The 14182-nt window shown below is 66.2% G+C and carries 13 protein-coding genes; 10 read left to right on the top strand and 3 right to left on the bottom strand.

Annotation, left to right across the window (positions count from 1 at the left end; translation table 11 throughout):
* Window positions 1-3 precede the first annotated feature (3 nt).
* From lldD to ACZK33_RS14100, 5 genes are all read left to right on the top strand, one after another.
* Window positions 4-1143, top strand: a complete 1140-nt coding sequence (gene lldD, locus ACZK33_RS14120) for an FMN-dependent L-lactate dehydrogenase LldD (RefSeq protein WP_423175773.1) — start codon at window positions 4-6, stop codon at window positions 1141-1143.
* The gene (gene dld, locus ACZK33_RS14115) at window positions 1140-2846 is read left to right on the top strand and encodes a D-lactate dehydrogenase (RefSeq protein WP_423175771.1); all 1707 of its coding nucleotides are present in this window, start codon (window positions 1140-1142) and stop codon (window positions 2844-2846) included. The genes lldD and dld overlap by 4 nt, the downstream gene beginning before the upstream one ends.
* A gap of 92 nt (window positions 2847-2938) precedes the next feature.
* Window positions 2939-3547, top strand: coding sequence for an SMI1/KNR4 family protein (locus ACZK33_RS14110; RefSeq protein ID WP_423175769.1), 609 nt, complete (start codon window positions 2939-2941; stop codon window positions 3545-3547).
* Between the two features lie 117 nt (window positions 3548-3664).
* Complete coding sequence (locus ACZK33_RS14105; protein ID WP_423175767.1) at window positions 3665-4549, top strand: hypothetical protein; 885 nt, start codon at window positions 3665-3667, stop codon at window positions 4547-4549.
* Between the two features lie 292 nt (window positions 4550-4841).
* Window positions 4842-5804 carry an IS110 family transposase gene (locus ACZK33_RS14100; protein WP_478453501.1) on the top strand — a complete coding sequence of 321 codons (963 nt, stop codon included), beginning with the start codon at window positions 4842-4844 and terminating at the stop codon, window positions 5802-5804.
* Between the two features lie 44 nt (window positions 5805-5848).
* On the opposite strand, the gene ACZK33_RS14095 is transcribed toward ACZK33_RS14100, so the two are convergent.
* Window positions 5849-6145, bottom strand: coding sequence for an I78 family peptidase inhibitor (locus ACZK33_RS14095; RefSeq protein WP_006373100.1), 297 nt, complete (start codon window positions 6143-6145; stop codon window positions 5849-5851).
* 171 nt (window positions 6146-6316) lie between these two features.
* Here ACZK33_RS14095 and ACZK33_RS14090 point away from each other — a divergent pair, with 171 nt between their 5' ends.
* Both ACZK33_RS14090 and ACZK33_RS14085 read left to right on the top strand, forming a co-directional pair.
* Window positions 6317-6973, top strand: a complete 657-nt coding sequence (locus ACZK33_RS14090; protein WP_423175738.1) for a decarboxylase — start codon at window positions 6317-6319, stop codon at window positions 6971-6973.
* A 67-nt stretch (window positions 6974-7040) separates the two neighbouring features.
* Window positions 7041-7817 (top strand): CDP-diacylglycerol diphosphatase, encoded by a 777-nt coding sequence (locus tag ACZK33_RS14085; protein ID WP_125895867.1) that lies wholly within the window; start codon window positions 7041-7043, stop codon window positions 7815-7817.
* Here ACZK33_RS14085 and ACZK33_RS14080 read toward each other — a convergent pair.
* Complete coding sequence (locus ACZK33_RS14080; RefSeq protein ID WP_121503533.1) at window positions 7814-8413, bottom strand: GNAT family N-acetyltransferase; 600 nt, start codon at window positions 8411-8413, stop codon at window positions 7814-7816. The genes ACZK33_RS14085 and ACZK33_RS14080 overlap by 4 nt on opposite strands.
* A 219-nt stretch (window positions 8414-8632) precedes the next feature.
* Between ACZK33_RS14080 and ACZK33_RS14075 the strand changes: the two genes are divergently transcribed.
* Window positions 8633-11359 carry a TonB-dependent receptor plug domain-containing protein gene (locus ACZK33_RS14075; RefSeq protein WP_423175737.1) on the top strand — a complete coding sequence of 909 codons (2727 nt, stop codon included), beginning with the start codon at window positions 8633-8635 and terminating at the stop codon, window positions 11357-11359.
* Window positions 11360-11463: 104 nt separating this feature from the next.
* Entirely contained in the window at window positions 11464-12096 is a 633-nt protein-coding gene (locus ACZK33_RS14070) for a hypothetical protein (protein ID WP_478453498.1), read from the top strand.
* A 27-nt stretch (window positions 12097-12123) separates the two neighbouring features.
* Here the strand turns inward: ACZK33_RS14070 and ACZK33_RS14065 are convergent, their stop codons facing one another.
* Window positions 12124-12765 (bottom strand): hypothetical protein, encoded by a 642-nt coding sequence (locus tag ACZK33_RS14065; protein ID WP_049398456.1) that lies wholly within the window; start codon window positions 12763-12765, stop codon window positions 12124-12126.
* A 183-nt stretch (window positions 12766-12948) separates the two neighbouring features.
* Between ACZK33_RS14065 and ACZK33_RS14060 the strand changes: the two genes are divergently transcribed.
* A complete protein-coding gene (locus ACZK33_RS14060) occupies window positions 12949-14109 on the top strand; it encodes an amidohydrolase family protein (RefSeq protein WP_423175733.1) in 1161 nt (386 codons plus the stop codon).
* Window positions 14110-14182 lie beyond the last annotated feature (73 nt).

Genomic DNA, 14182 nt, shown 5'->3' with positions numbered 1-14182 from the left:
CCCATGATCATCTCCGCCTCCACCGATTACCGTGCCGCAGCGCAACGCCGGCTGCCGCCGTTCCTGTTCCACTACATCGATGGCGGCGCGTATGCCGAGCACACGCTGAAGCGCAACGTTTCCGACCTGTCCGACATCGCGCTGCGCCAGCGCATCCTGCGCAACATGTCCGACCTGAGCCTGGAAACCGAACTGTTCGGCGAAACGCTGGCAATGCCGGTGGCGCTCGCCCCGGTCGGCCTGACCGGCATGTATGCCCGGCGCGGCGAGGTGCAGGCGGCGCGCGCCGCCGACAGCCACGGCATCCCGTTCACCCTGTCCACCGTATCGGTGTGCCCGATCGAGGAAGTGGCGCCGGCGATCCAGCGGCCGATGTGGTTCCAGCTGTATGTGCTGCGCGATCGGGGCTTCATGCGCAACGCGCTGGAGCGGGCGCAGGCCGCGGGCGTGACCACCCTGGTGTTCACCGTGGATATGCCGGTGCCGGGCGCGCGCTACCGTGACGCGCACTCGGGCATGAGCGGACCGAATGCCTCGCTGCGCCGCATCGGCCAGGCCATCACCCACCCGCACTGGGCGTGGGACGTGGGCCTGTTCGGCCGCCCGCATGATCTGGGCAACATCTCCACCTATCGTGGCAACCCGACCGGGCTGGAGGACTATATCGGCTGGCTCGGCAGCAACTTCGATCCCTCCATCTCGTGGAAGGACCTGGAATGGATCCGCGAATTCTGGAAGGGCCCGATGGTGATCAAGGGCATCCTCGACCCGGATGACGCACGTGATGCGGTCAAGTTCGGCGCCGATGGCATCGTGGTCTCCAACCACGGTGGCCGCCAGCTCGACGGCGTGCTGTCCACCGCGCGTGCATTGCCGGCGATTGCCGATGCGGTGCAGGGCGACCTGAAGATCCTCGCCGATTCCGGCATCCGCACCGGCCTGGACGTGGTGCGCATGCTGGCGTTGGGTGCCGATACCGTGCTGCTGGGCCGTGCCTTCGTCTATGCACTTGCAGCGCAGGGCGAGGCGGGCGTGGCCAACCTGCTGGACCTGATCGCCAAGGAAATGCGCGTGGCGATGACACTGACCGGTGCGCGCCGCATCGCTGACATCGGCCGCGATTCGCTGGTCAGCCTGCCATGAGTGGCCACGATGCCGTGCTGGTGCAGTTGCGCGATGCGGTCGGCAACCGCCATGTACTGACAGGCGACAAGGCCACCCGCCGTTTTCGTCGTGGCTACCGTTTCGGCGACGGCCCGGTGCTGGCGGTGGTGCGCCCGGGGACGCTGCTGGAGCTGTGGCGTGTGCTGCAGGCGGCGGTGCAGGGCGGGGCAGCGATCATCCTGCAGGCGGCCAACACCGGCCTGACCGGTGGCTCGACCCCGGATGGCAACGACTATGGGCGTCCGATCGTGCTGGTCAGCACGCTGCGCCTGACCGGCATCCAGCTGTTGAACGAGGGCCGCCAGGTGCTGTGCCTGCCTGGCGCGACGCTGGACCGCCTGGAGCAGACGCTGGCACCGCTCGGCCGCGAACCGCATTCGGTGATCGGCTCGTCCTGCATCGGTGCGTCGGTACTCGGTGGCATCTGCAACAACTCCGGCGGCGCGCTGGTGCGCCGTGGCCCGGCCTATACCGAACTGGCACTGTACGCGCAGGTCGATGCGCAGGGCCAGCTGCAGCTGGTCAACCATCTGGGCATCGCGCTGGGTGATACGCCCGAGCAGATCCTGCAGCGCCTGCAGGCGGGTGACTACCGTGCTGCAGACGTTGGGGACGGCGATGGCCGCGCCGCCTCCGATCCACGCTACGCCGAGGAAGTGCGCCGGGTCGATGCCGATACGCCGGCACGCTTCAATGCCGACCCCAGCCGCCACTTCGAGGCAGCGGGGTCTGCCGGCAAGCTGGCAGTATTCGCGGTGCGCCTGGATACCTTCGAGAAGGAGGCCGCCGAAGTCTTCTACATCGGCAGCAACCGCACCGACAGCCTCACCGCGATCCGGCGCCAGCTGCTGACCGGCTTCGAACGCTTGCCGATTGCCGGCGAATACATCCACCGCGATGCCTATGACATCGGCGAGCGCTACGGCAAGGACAGTTTCCTGCTGATCGACCGCCTCGGCACCGCCCGCGTGCCGGCCGCCTTCGCACTGAAGAGCCGCGTCGATGGCTGGTTCGAGCGGTTGGGCCTGCGCGGGGTGACCGACCGGGTGATGCAGGTGCTGACCGGCCTGCTGCCCTCGCACCTGCCCAAGCGCATGGGCGAGTTCCGCCAGCGCTATGAGCATCACCTGTTGCTGAAGGTCTCCGCGCAGGATGCAGCGGAAACCGAGGCCTGGCTGCGCGGCTTCTTCGCCGACCATGAGGGCGGCTACTTCCACTGCACGGCCGATGAGGGGCGCAAGGCGTTCCTGCATCGCTTCGCTGTGGCCGGCGCCGCGGTGCGCTACCGCGAGGTACACCGCGACCAGGTGCAGGACATCGTCGCGCTGGACATCGCCCTGCGCCGCGATGATGCCGACTGGTTCGAGCAGTTGCCGGTCGATATCGATGGCCGCCTGCTGCACAAGCTGTATTACGGCCACTTCCTGTGCCACGTGTTCCACCAGGACTACATCGCGCGCAAAGGCGAAGACCCGATGGCGATCGAGCATGCGATGTGGGCGTTGCTGGACCAGCGTGGCGCCGAGTATCCAGCCGAGCACAACGTCGGCCACCTGTACCCGGCCAAGCCGGCGCTGGCCGGGTTCTACAGGCAGCTGGACCCGAGCAATACCTTCAACCCGGGTATCGGCCAGACGTCGAAGGCGAAGGGGTGGGGTGGCTGCGACTGTAGTGGGCATTAGCGGCGCACTCTCTGAAAATTCGGATCTCTTGCATTCATCACTGATCGGGTTCGCACTAGGCTGAGGTCTTGGCTGAAACGGATACAGAACCAATGCAGAGTGCGGATCAGATATGGGCGTCCATCAAAGCGTTGCTTCACGAGAAGAATTGTCTGGATGAAGTGCAGTTGCGACCGGGAGCTTCCGAAAGCGAGCTGGTTGAACTGGAAGCTCAGCTTGGAGTCGCTTTGCCAGATCTGCTCAGGCAGCTGCTGATGATTCACGACGGGCAGGATGGGGCCGGGCTTCTGTTCGGCACTCAGATGCTCTCGTCCATGGAGATCAGGCGGCAGTGGCAGGGTTGGCGTGAGATCGAGGCCGACGGCATGAACGAGGACTGCGCGGAGTTCATGAAGTCCAGTCCTGCGGGGGTGGTGAAGCCGATGTATACCAATGCACGTTGGATACCGCTGACTCACGATGGTGGCGGCAATCACATGGGATTGGATTTCGACCCCGACATTGACGGTGCTGAAGGACAGATGATTGCCTTTGGTGCGGATGAAGACACCAAGTACCTTCTTGCTCCCACTTTCGCTGACTTCGCTGAGAAGGCTGTGGAGTGGATCACTCAGGCAAGCTGGGATGGTGAGAATCTCGAGTCGTCAACTGATGACGGCTTCGCTCCCCCGGCCATTCTCCGTACTGCTGGAGGGGCGTAGTTGGGAGCGCCGTTCTGACAGGTAGTGCGCCGCTTGGGTTCCGGTTGACCGGGCTGGTCGCGATCGTTCCGTTATTCCTGCGCTACCATCTTGATTCCACGAGCAGGAATCTCATCCATGCCCCCCGTCCTTGCCTGCACGACCGTGTGCGTTGCACTGCTGGCCACCCCGATGCTGGCGCTGACGCAGGGCTCGATCCTGCCGCAGCAGCGTGACGCTGCGGGCAACGGGATGGAGCCATTGGGGCAGGTGCTGATCGCCCATGAGACGGGGCCGGCGGGGCTCTATGACTGCACGCGGGACGGCAACTGGTGCGTGCGCGTGCAGCCGGTTGCCAAAGATGGTGACCGGCCGACCGTGCTGGAAGTACTTGAGAAGGAACCGGGCCAGGGCACGCCACACACCTACCACGTCAGCATCGACGTGCCGCAGGAAAGCGAGCTGTCGCTGTGGCCGTGGATCGTGCGGCTGGCACCTGGCGTGGGCAGCGATGAACCGGTGACCGACCCGCAGCAGCGCGCCCGCCAGAATGTGCTGGTGGGTGGCATCGTCACGTTCAGCGCCATGTACTCCGGTGGAGGTGCCGACGCATCCACGCTGCAACTGGCACGCGTGCGCCACCTGCAGGACGACATCCAGGTGGACGACGACGTGTTGACCGTGCCATGGCTGGGCAATGCGATGATCCGCGCCTGTTTCAGCGAACAGGACATCAAGCAGCGCGCAGGTGCCTGCCATGACGAATACGGCTTCTCGGCGAAGCTGGCGCTGGATACGGTCGCCGAGGGCATGCCGGTGCTGCGCTACCAGACCGTGGCGACCCGGTTCCCGGCCGGTGTTTCGCGCTTCGAGGATTCGCTGGCCAAGGGGCCGTTGAAGAAGCAGGATCTGCGCACCGAGCAGGACCCGGCGTGCACCTACACGCGGCTGTTCCGCTTCAGCGATGGGGTGTTCCACCCCGACCAGGCGCTGCCGGACTGCGCGGGGTATACCGAACCCTGAAATGTAGAGTCGAGCCATGCTCGACTGGTTTTCTGCGCGACCCATCCGAAAACCAGTCGAGCATGGCTTGTATGTTCCTCCCGGCTCCTACGCGGTATGTAGGAGCCAGGGTGGAGGGACCGTCAAGCATGCATCTGCGGATACTAGCCGACAGACGAGTCGAGCGATCCCCATCCCGCACACGAACGTCGATAAAGGATCGTACGGCCCCCAAAGGGGATCGTCGATGTAGGCAAGCTAACGTCGGTGCGGTACCACCCCAGCCCCTTAAAGATAGCTGGGAGCCGTACAAATGTCTGATTCTCTCGATATTGGCGTGGACGTGGACTCCAAGGAGTTCGTACCGGCAGTGGCCGACCGCAAGGCCGGCGACAGGATCGCCAACACCCGGGCCGGCATAGCCCAGTGGCTTAACACCTTGCCCCAGCGATGCCGGATTGGCATGGAGGCGACGGGGCGGTATTACGAGTTGTTGGCTCGGATGGCTGGCCAGGCAGGCCACGTTGTCTATGTAATCAATCCACGTCTGATCAAGTACTACGGCCGGGCGACGGGCTCGCGTGGCAAGACGGACGCCATGGACGCCGAAGCGATCGCCCGGTACGTGAAGAAGGAGAACGATCGCCTGCGTGAATACGTACCGCGTACCGACGAGCAGCAGCAGATGCACGATTTGCTGCGCAAGCGGCAGACGCTGGTAAAGACACGCGCGCGCTTGGAGCAATCCTTCGGGGTAAGCAAAAGTGCCCCCGGGGAGCTGTCAGATCTGTTCTGCGCTCTGGCTGGGACGCTGTCCGAGCTGGAAAGCGAACTGCAGCGCTTGGGTCGCGATGGAGAGCATGGCACGCTCTACAAGCGCCTGTTGACCATCCCTGGTATCGGCCCCGCCGTCGCCGCTCACCTGATTTACTACATGACGCGCTGGCCGTTGGCCAACGCCAACGCGTGGATCGCCTGCACCGGCCTGGATCCCCGGCCTAACGAGTCTGGCGGCAGAACGGGACGGCGTCGGCTGTCCAAACAGGGCGCGCCAGTGCTGCGCCAGATGCTCTACATGGCCGCCATGGGGCTCAAGCGGTGTCGTCGGGGGCAACCGCTCTACGACGAGCTGTCAAAACGCGGTCACCCCAGCACCGCCGTCTTCAACATCCTGGCCAGAAAGCTGGCCAGGATCGCCTGGGGTGTCTTCAAAAGCGGCCGGGACTTCGATCCGGCCATGCTGAAGGTGGGTCAAGCCTGCTTCCAGCAGGCTTGACCATGAACATAGGATCTCGACTCTACAAAAGTCCGCTGCCGCGCTTACTCGCAACGCGTGGACGTGATGATGTTGTCCTTGTCCACGAACACGCGTAGGCGGTCCGGGCGGATGTCCTTGGTGGTGATGGTGCTGGGGCCGATCGGGTTGACCAGGCCGGCACCGCTCTCGCGGGACAGGCGACGGATGTTGGGCTCGTTGGCCGGCTGGCCGATCGCCCAGCCCAGCTGGCTGGCGTCGCAGCGGCCACTGCCTTTGACTTCCGGGCCAGGGGTGCTGACGCAGGCCGACAGCAGCAGGGCGGAGGCCGGCAGCAACAGGGACAGACGGAATGCAGACATGTGAGCGCTCCTGCGCAGGGGACGATGGCGGGAACGATAGCACCGAGCGTGCGAAAGGCGTCAGCGCCCCGGTCATTGCCGGCACAGCGTGGTCATTGCATAGTGGGAGGAATAGCTGGCAGTACGCCAGCGGGCAGGCCGGGCCTTTCCGGCGCAGGTGTTGGATACGGTATGACGGCAGGCAGTTTCCGCGGCAAGGACAAGACAATGACGGCCCTGATGTTGTCGTTGCTGGGCGTGGCGTTTGCCGCCTCCGCTGCCGATCCGGAACCCGAGCAGGTCCAATCCCCGGTATTCGGCGCCTGGCGCAACCTGCAGACCGAATCCGGCTACGCGCCGGCGCAGCGTAACCTGGCCTTCGCCATGCTGCCGCAGGCGGCCACCCGCGGCGACCGTTTCGCCATCCTCGACCGCGAGGGCAAGCGGGCGGTGTGCTGCCTGCAGGTGGCCAGCCCCTCGCTGGGCGTCGCTGCGCTGCGCGGGGAGTACCACCTGCCGCAGGCCTGGGTGACGGACCTGAGCAATGGCCGTAGCACTGCACGACCCTATGTGCCGCACGTCTATGCGATGCAGCGGGTGGACGAGCTGGCCGACTACAGCTTCGCCGATGTACCTGGCGCCTACAGCGACCTGGGCGGTCTGCTGATTCCGGAAGGTGCCGCGCTGGAGGCCGACGGCAGTGCCGTGCGCCTGGGGGACAGCCGCTACCCGCTGCAGTTCCAGCGCCAGCCGCACGCCGATGACGATGGCGCGCTGGACCGCTACAGCCTGCAGGCCGGCGAGGGTGCCGCCCCGATCGTGGTTGAAGTGCCGTTCGGCACCTACTGATTGCAGCGTTGCACTGGCTAGAATGCAGCGCGGCGCTGTCTGCCGTGCCTGCTCCGTGAGTCGTGCCGTGTCCTTGCGCCCCTTCCTGCTGTCGTCCCTGCTGCTGTTGTCTGCCTGTGCCAGCGCGCCTCCGCCGCCGGCCCATTCCGATGCATTGTGGCGATTGATTGAACGTGACTGCCAGGGCGCCGAAGGCCCGCGTGGCGATTGCCTGCGGGTGGAGACGGCAGCAGACCGCCGCGATGTGCTGGTCAAGGACGCGCACGGCGACTACCAGTTCCTGCTGATGCCGCTGGACAAGGTCAGCGGCATCGAGAGCCGCAGCCTGTACCAGCGTGGTGCACCCAACTACTTCGGCGCGGCCTGGCTGGCCCGCACCCACACCGAACGGGCGCTGGGCCAACCGCTGCCGCGCAACGTCGCCAGCCTGGCGCTGAATTCACCGCATGGCCGCTCGCAGCACCAGCTGCATATTCACGTGGATTGCCTGCGTGCCGACGTGCTGCAGGCGCTGGACACGCATGCTGCCGCTCTGGGCAGCCAGTGGACACCGCTGCCGGTGCTGCTGCGCGGCCATCAGTACCAGGCACGCCTGCTGCCGGGCGCAGAACTGACCGCCAATCCGCTCAATCTGCTGGCCTACGACCTCGCAGGCGTGGACGACGTCGGCCAGTGGAGCCTGGTTGTGGCGGGCCGGGACGCCGTGCAGGGCGTCCCAGGCTTCATCCTGCTGGCCACCCGTGTGGACGCGGGCACCGGCAACGAGGCCAGCGCCGAAGAGCTGCAGGACCACGCCTGCTCGGTGCTGACCGGTGCCGGCAACGCGCTGGAGCGGGTGCGCTAGTCCAGCACGCTGTGCTTGCTCCGCCACATGGGAGCGGTCAGCGCCAGCAGCTGGCGATCCTGCCAGCCATCCAGATCCAGATGATGGTCGCGCAGCAGGCCTTCCTGCTCGAAGCCGAAGGCCCGCAGCGCGGTGGCGAACGGATCACTGCAGTCCGGTGGCAGCATCACGAACAGGCGATGCAGGCCGACGTCCTCGAACAGGAAAGGACACAGCGCCTGCAGCGCCGCGTCGGCATGCGGGTGCCAATGCTGCAGCGACAGCAGTTCGGCGCTGCGCGCGTGTAGTGATTGCAGCCGTACGTGCAGCTGGTCCAGTACGTTGCCGTGCTCGTCATCGAACACCCCCAGCAGCAGCTGGTCGTTGTCCTGTTCCAGGCGTGAGCGATGCATGTGGGCGAGGAAGCGCGCTTCCTCATCGATGACGGACGGATCGCGGCGGCCGCGCCGGCGGCGGTCATCGAACAGGCGCCAGCGCGGCAGGTCGGCACGCTGGAAAGGGCGCAGGGTGACCGGTGCGGCCTGCAGCTGCAGCAGGTGACGGCGCAGCACCGGGCGCAATGGGGGAAGGAGGGAAGTGGGGTACGGGGTCATCATCCCGGGCACGATGGCCGTGCCTGCAGCCCTGCACCATTCAAAACATTGCAAAAGTGTGGTGGATGGCACTGCGGGTCTGATTCGGTTCAGGCATAAGGCCATCAGGCCTGGTCATTTCCGTTGAAACCCCCCATTCAGGACACTTTCGTTACGGGATCGTTATGCGCCGTACAGGCCGCTGCCCCCGTACCACCACCCGCCCAACTCCCCAGGAAGCCCATGTCCGCCTCCCACAAGGCGCTGCGCCCGCGTCCGCTGGTGCTCGCACTGTCGTCCCTGATGCTGGTCTCGATGCCGGCCTTCGCGCAGGAAAGCGCACCCACCACATTGCAGGAAGTGAAGGTCACCGGCTCGCGCATTCCACGCGCCAGTGTCGAGGGCCCGTCGCCGGTGACGGTGATCAGCCGCGAGCAGATCGATGCGCAGGGCTACCGCAATGCCTTCGACGCACTGAGCGCGCTGACCGAGAACACCGGCAACGTACAGGGCGAGGACTTCGGCAACACCTTCACCCCGGCCGCCAACACCATCAACCTGCGCGGGCTGGGCCCGAACCGCACGCTGGTGCTGGTCAACGGCCGCCGCCAGGCCGACTACCCGCTGGCCTACGAAGGGTCGGTGAACGTGGTCAACCTGGCCAACATTCCCAGTGCGCTGATCGAGCGCATCGAGGTCCTGGCGGCAGGTGCGTCGGCGGTATACGGCTCCGATGCGATCGCCGGCGTGGTCAACATCATCCTCAAGGACCGCTTTGAGGGCGTGGATGTGAACGTGCGCGCCGGTGGCACCCAGCAGGGCGGCGGCGACAACCAGCGCGCGCAGGTGGTCGGTGGTAGTTCCGGCGAGCGTTGGGATGCGCTGTTCGGCTTCGAGTTCGATGTGCGCAAGGCGATCCACGCGCGCCAGCGCGATTTCATGGATTCGCTGGACGATGATCCGGCCGGCAAGGCACCGCAGGCGACCGCGATCGCCTATCGCCGCAATGCCGCCACCGGCCGCAACATCGATCCGGGCGTCACTGGCTGCGACGGGGCGTCTGCCATCTATGGCGGCAGCGTGTTCCGCGCCTTCAACCCTCGCCAGGGCTGGTACTGCGGCAGCAACGAGGCCGCCGCCAGCTACTGGACCGTGCAGACCCAGAAGCGCAACCTCAATGGCTATGGCCTGCTGACCTTCCACGTCAACGAGACCACTGACCTGTTCGCCGATGTCGCCGTGGGCAGCGCGCGGATCTACAACAACACGCGTGCGCCGACCTGGACCTCGGCCCGCAACTACTTCTACAACCAGACCACCGGCAACCTGGAAAGCTGGTACCGCCGCTTCGCGCCGGAGGAAATCGGCGGCCTGCCGCGCAATGCCAACCGCTTCCTGGAAAACTCGTGGTCGTTCAACGTCGGCGCGCGTGGCCAGATCGGCGACAGCGGCTGGGACTATGAGGCGGTCTACAGCCGCTCGCGATACGAGAACCGCACCCGCCGCCCGGTGCTGCTGGCCGGCATCAACGAATACCTGCTCGGCCCGAAGCTGGGTGTGCGCAACGGCGTTGAGGTCTATGCGCCGGATCCGGCGCGCCTGTTCCAGCCGTTGACCCCGAACGAATACGAGGCGCTGTCCGACTACCAGGAAAGCCGTAACGCGGCATGGCTGCAGACCTTCAGCGCCAGCGTCAATGGCCGCCTGTTCGCGCTGCCTGGGGGCGATGCGGCGTTGGCAGCGGTGGTCGAGGCCGGCAGCCAGGGCTACCGCAACCGACCGGACCCGCGCCTGGGCAGCGGCGAGTTCTGGAACACCAGTGCAGGCGTCGGCGCCGGTGGCGAGCGTGACCGCTACGCTGCAGGTGTGGAGCTGCAATTGCCGCTGCTGCAGTCGCTGACCACCACGCTGGCCGGTCGCTATGACCAGTACCGTGCCGGTGGCGAGCACATCGGCAAGGCCACCTGGAGTTTCGGCGTCGAGTTCCGTCCGATCGAGAGCCTGCTGATCCGTGGTACGGCGGCGACCAGCTTCCGTGCGCCGGACATGAACTACGTGTTTGCCACCGAAACCCGCGGCTACAACCCGGGCATGACCGATTACTGGCGCTGCCGCACTGCGGGCCAGTCGTACGACAACTGCGACTACAACGGCCTGTCGATTGATTACAGCAACCGCGCCAATGCGCAGCTGCAGCCGGAATCGGCCAAGTCGTATGGTTTCGGCGTGGTCTGGTCGCCGCTGTCCGGCCTGGATTTCAGCGCTGACTACTACGACATCCGCATCGACAACGAAGTGACCAGCCTCGATACCAGCCGCATCCTGCGTGATGAGGCCGATTGCCGCCTGGGTCGGACGCTGGGCGGCGAAGCGCGCGATATCGGTTCGCCGCTGTGCCAGGACGCCCTGTCGCGGGTGATCCGCAATCCGTCCAATGCCACCGTGCAGCCGGACCAGGTGACCCGCGTGCTGATCAATCCGATCAACGCGGCCTCCGAATCGGTTCGCGGTCTGGACCTGAAGGGCAACTGGCGTTTCGATGCCGGCCGCTATGGCCGCTTCACCACGCGCCTGGCCTACACCGTGGTGCTGGAGCACAAATACCGACAGTTCTCCGATGATCCGGAGCGTGACATCCGCAATTCGCTGGATGACTACCAGTGGCGCAGCAAGGCCAACGGCAGCATCACCTGGAACCAGGGTGACTGGACCACCACGCTGTACGGCAACCGCTTCGGCTCGCTGCCGAAGACCGATGGCAGTGGCCGCATCGCGCCGTACATGACGTACAACGCCAGCGTGTTCCGCCAGTTCGGCGAGAACCTGTCGGTGGGTGTGATCGTCAACAACCTGCGTGACAGCCGCCCGCCGGCGGACAAGAGCGGAGGCGGCTGGCCGTTCTATCCGGTTGGCAACTACGACCCGTATGGCCGCCAGTACTGGGTGCAACTGGACTACCGGTTCCGCTGATTCCGCAGGCGAACGAAAGGCCCAGCATTGCTGGGCTTTTCTTTGTGCAGTGCACCCGTGTTGCCGCTGCGCGCGTGGCATGCTGTGGCGCTACCCGGAGGAGGATGCGCATGGATGTCAGGGTGTGGAGTGTGATTGCAGTGGTGGCCATTGCAGGTTGCAGTGGCAGGCAGGCGGCCAGCGTGGAGGATGCCGCGGAGGTGGCCAATGCCGCGCCTGCGCAGTCTCACGCGCAGCTAGCGGAGCACGCTGGGCCATCGCGCGCGGCAACGGCATCGAGTGCCACGACGGCTGTCGCTGGGCTCGCGCAACCGGAGGGGCACTTCCTCGAGGGCGAGCGCATGCTGCTGAGCGAGGGTGCGGTGTCCGTGCAGAAGAGCGAGGCGCTGCTGGGTTCCGACAAGGCTTTCGCGCAGGCGATCAGCCAGTTCGAGCGCGATGCGGCTGGCCACCCGGAAGTGCAGGACCTGACCCGGCTCTACAGGACGGCCGCGACCCGGCTCATCGGCAGCGACGGCACGCTGGTGTCTTTCGCCTGTGGCTACAGCCTGTGTGTTGGCGAGATCCGAAGCCGTACCGATGAGGATTTCAGTGCCTGGTCCGAGGCGATCGGCACGGACAAGGCGGCCCCGGTCTACAGTCTGACCACGGCGCCGATGACATGGGGCAGGGACCAGCGTGGTGGGCGCTTCGTGTTCTCGGTGGATCCTGCAGCCAACGCCATCACGGGCCCGTAGCCGGCGGATGCCCGGCGCCGCGGCGCGTTACGGAAGCGCCTGCTGCAGGTACGACTCGATGACGTAGCTGAAAGGCTGCTGCTGGCGGTCGCGCAGCAGGGCACGCACTTCCAGGATCACGCCGTGATCGCCTTCGCCCCGCGGCGGCCAGAACGTCTGGTCAGCCAGGGTCTGGCGCTGGAAGCCGAGCGGGCCGACTACGCGACCGAACGGTTCGTCGGTGCTGTCCAGCACCTGGTTCATGGCCGGGCTGAGGTGACCAGGCAGGTACCAGTTGTCGGCCTCGGACAGCACGCGGCTGCCGCAGACCAGCTGCACGCGGCGATAGCGCAGGTCGGTACCCGGCTTCACGCCCAGCGCCTGCAGCACGTCGGCGGGGGCAGGCTTGTCCTGGCCGTGTATGCGCACGGCGCGCACCCGCGCCTGTTCGGCCAGGCCGTGCTCGGCGCACCAGTGTTCCAGCGTGGCGGTGGCGCTCTGCCCGGACAGCACGCGCTGGTGCAGGCGCTCGACCAGCGCAGCCGGGGCGATGCGCTGCTGGCCCGGCGGCGACTGCAGCGGCGCAGCGGCCGCAGCATCAGTGGCGGACAGGCTGGCGATCGGAGCGGCGGCAAGCAGGGACGCGGCCTGCCAGCGGCGGAGACGATCGTGGCGGTCGGACGGGCCCATGTGGCATCACAGCGGAAACAGGCGCCCATGTTACCCGTTCAGGGGTGTGCACGGCGTGGCTGCGACCGGTTGTCGCAGGGGGAATCATCGTTCTGGTGAATGCGTGCCATCCAGATATTTCGTTGGCCGATGGCTGCGGCGAGGCGCACGATGGCGCCATTCTTGGCATTTCGGGAGTTCCCGATGACCCTCCAGTTCATCCACGGCGGTGTCGACCGCGACGGCGCGCAACTGCATTTCCACATCCGTGATGGCCGCATCAGCGGGCTCAACGGCCATGCCACGCCCGACGATGGGGCGGAATGCGTCGATCTGAAGGGCTTCTCGGTGCTGCCCGGGCTGGTCGACGGCCACATTCACCTGGACAAGAGCTTCGTCGGTGACCGTTGGCACCCGCATCAGCCAGTGAACAGCCTGCGTGAGCGGCTGGCGGTGGAAAAGGCGGCAGTGGCGGCTGCGGCGCCGATGGTCGATCGCGCCGAGGCGCTGATTCGCCAGTGCAGCGGCTTCGGCACAGTGGCGATGCGCTGTCATGTTGATATCGATGGCAGCACCGGCCTGGGCCACCTGGAAGCGGTGCGCGAGGCCGCGCTGCGCTGCGCCGGCATCATGCGCATCCAGCTGGTGGCGTTCCCGCAGGCCGGGGTGATGTCCTGCGCGGGTACAGCAGCGGTGCTTGAGCAGGCCCTTGCAGCGGGTGTGGACGTGCTGGGCGGCATCGATCCGACCACGCTCGATGGCGATGCCGAGGGCCAGCTGGCACTGTTGTTCGGCCTGGCCGAGCGCTATGGCGTGCAGCTGGACATCCACCTGCATGAGCCTGGCGAAACCGGCCTGGCCCAGCTGCTGCGTATCGCCGCGCGGACCCGGGCCGCCGGCCTGCAGGGAAGGGTGGCGGTCAGTCATGCTTATTCGCTGGGCGAGGTGCCGCTGGCACGCGCGCTGCAGGTGGGCGAGGCGCTGGCGACGGCGGGTGTGGCGATCATGAGCAACGCGCCGGGCGATCATCCGTTCCCGCCGCTGCGCGCGTTGCATGACGCTGGTGTGCGCGTGTTCGCCGGGAACGACAACATCCGCGACTGCTGGTGGCCGTATGGCAACGGCGACCTGTTGCAACGCGCGATGCTGCTGGGCTACCGCTCCGGCTTCCATACCGATGCCGACCTGATGCTGGCGCTGGACATGGTGACCACCCATGCCGCGCAGGTGATCGGGCTGCCGCAGTACGGTCTTGTGGAAGGGCATCCGGCCACTTTCGTGGCGGTGCGTGCCGACCACGGCCCGGCCGCTGTGGCCGCAGTGCCGGTGGAGCGACGCGTGGTAGTTGATGGCCGTTGGCTGTAGATCCAGGCCATGCGTGGATGAATGTGGCCGCGCGGTGGTTCCATCCACGCATGGCGTGGATCTACCCACGACG

The sequence above is a fragment of the Stenotrophomonas sp. 86156_Sma genome, assembly GCF_056481625.1.
The sequence above is the reverse complement of the archived record's forward strand: the minus strand, read 5'-3'. Positions and strand labels throughout refer to the sequence as shown.

Bases quoted from the DNA above. Each gene is read 5' to 3' on its own strand.
- lldD (WP_423175773.1), top strand. From the start codon at position 4: ATGATCATCTCCGCCTCCACCGATTACCGTGCCGCAGCGCAACGCCGG.
- dld (WP_423175771.1), top strand. From the start codon at position 1,140: ATGAGTGGCCACGATGCCGTGCTGGTGCAGTTGCGCGATGCGGTCGGC.
- ACZK33_RS14110 (WP_423175769.1), top strand. From the start codon at position 2,939: ATGCAGAGTGCGGATCAGATATGGGCGTCCATCAAAGCGTTGCTTCAC.
- ACZK33_RS14105 (WP_423175767.1), top strand. From the start codon at position 3,665: ATGCCCCCCGTCCTTGCCTGCACGACCGTGTGCGTTGCACTGCTGGCC.
- ACZK33_RS14100 (WP_478453501.1), top strand. From the start codon at position 4,842: ATGTCTGATTCTCTCGATATTGGCGTGGACGTGGACTCCAAGGAGTTC.
- ACZK33_RS14095 (WP_006373100.1), bottom strand. From the start codon at position 6,145: ATGTCTGCATTCCGTCTGTCCCTGTTGCTGCCGGCCTCCGCCCTGCTG.
- ACZK33_RS14090 (WP_423175738.1), top strand. From the start codon at position 6,317: ATGACGGCAGGCAGTTTCCGCGGCAAGGACAAGACAATGACGGCCCTG.
- ACZK33_RS14080 (WP_121503533.1), bottom strand. From the start codon at position 8,413: ATGATGACCCCGTACCCCACTTCCCTCCTTCCCCCATTGCGCCCGGTG.
- ACZK33_RS14075 (WP_423175737.1), top strand. From the start codon at position 8,633: ATGTCCGCCTCCCACAAGGCGCTGCGCCCGCGTCCGCTGGTGCTCGCA.
- ACZK33_RS14070 (WP_478453498.1), top strand. From the start codon at position 11,464: ATGCGCATGGATGTCAGGGTGTGGAGTGTGATTGCAGTGGTGGCCATT.
- ACZK33_RS14065 (WP_049398456.1), bottom strand. From the start codon at position 12,765: ATGGGCCCGTCCGACCGCCACGATCGTCTCCGCCGCTGGCAGGCCGCG.
- ACZK33_RS14060 (WP_423175733.1), top strand. From the start codon at position 12,949: ATGACCCTCCAGTTCATCCACGGCGGTGTCGACCGCGACGGCGCGCAA.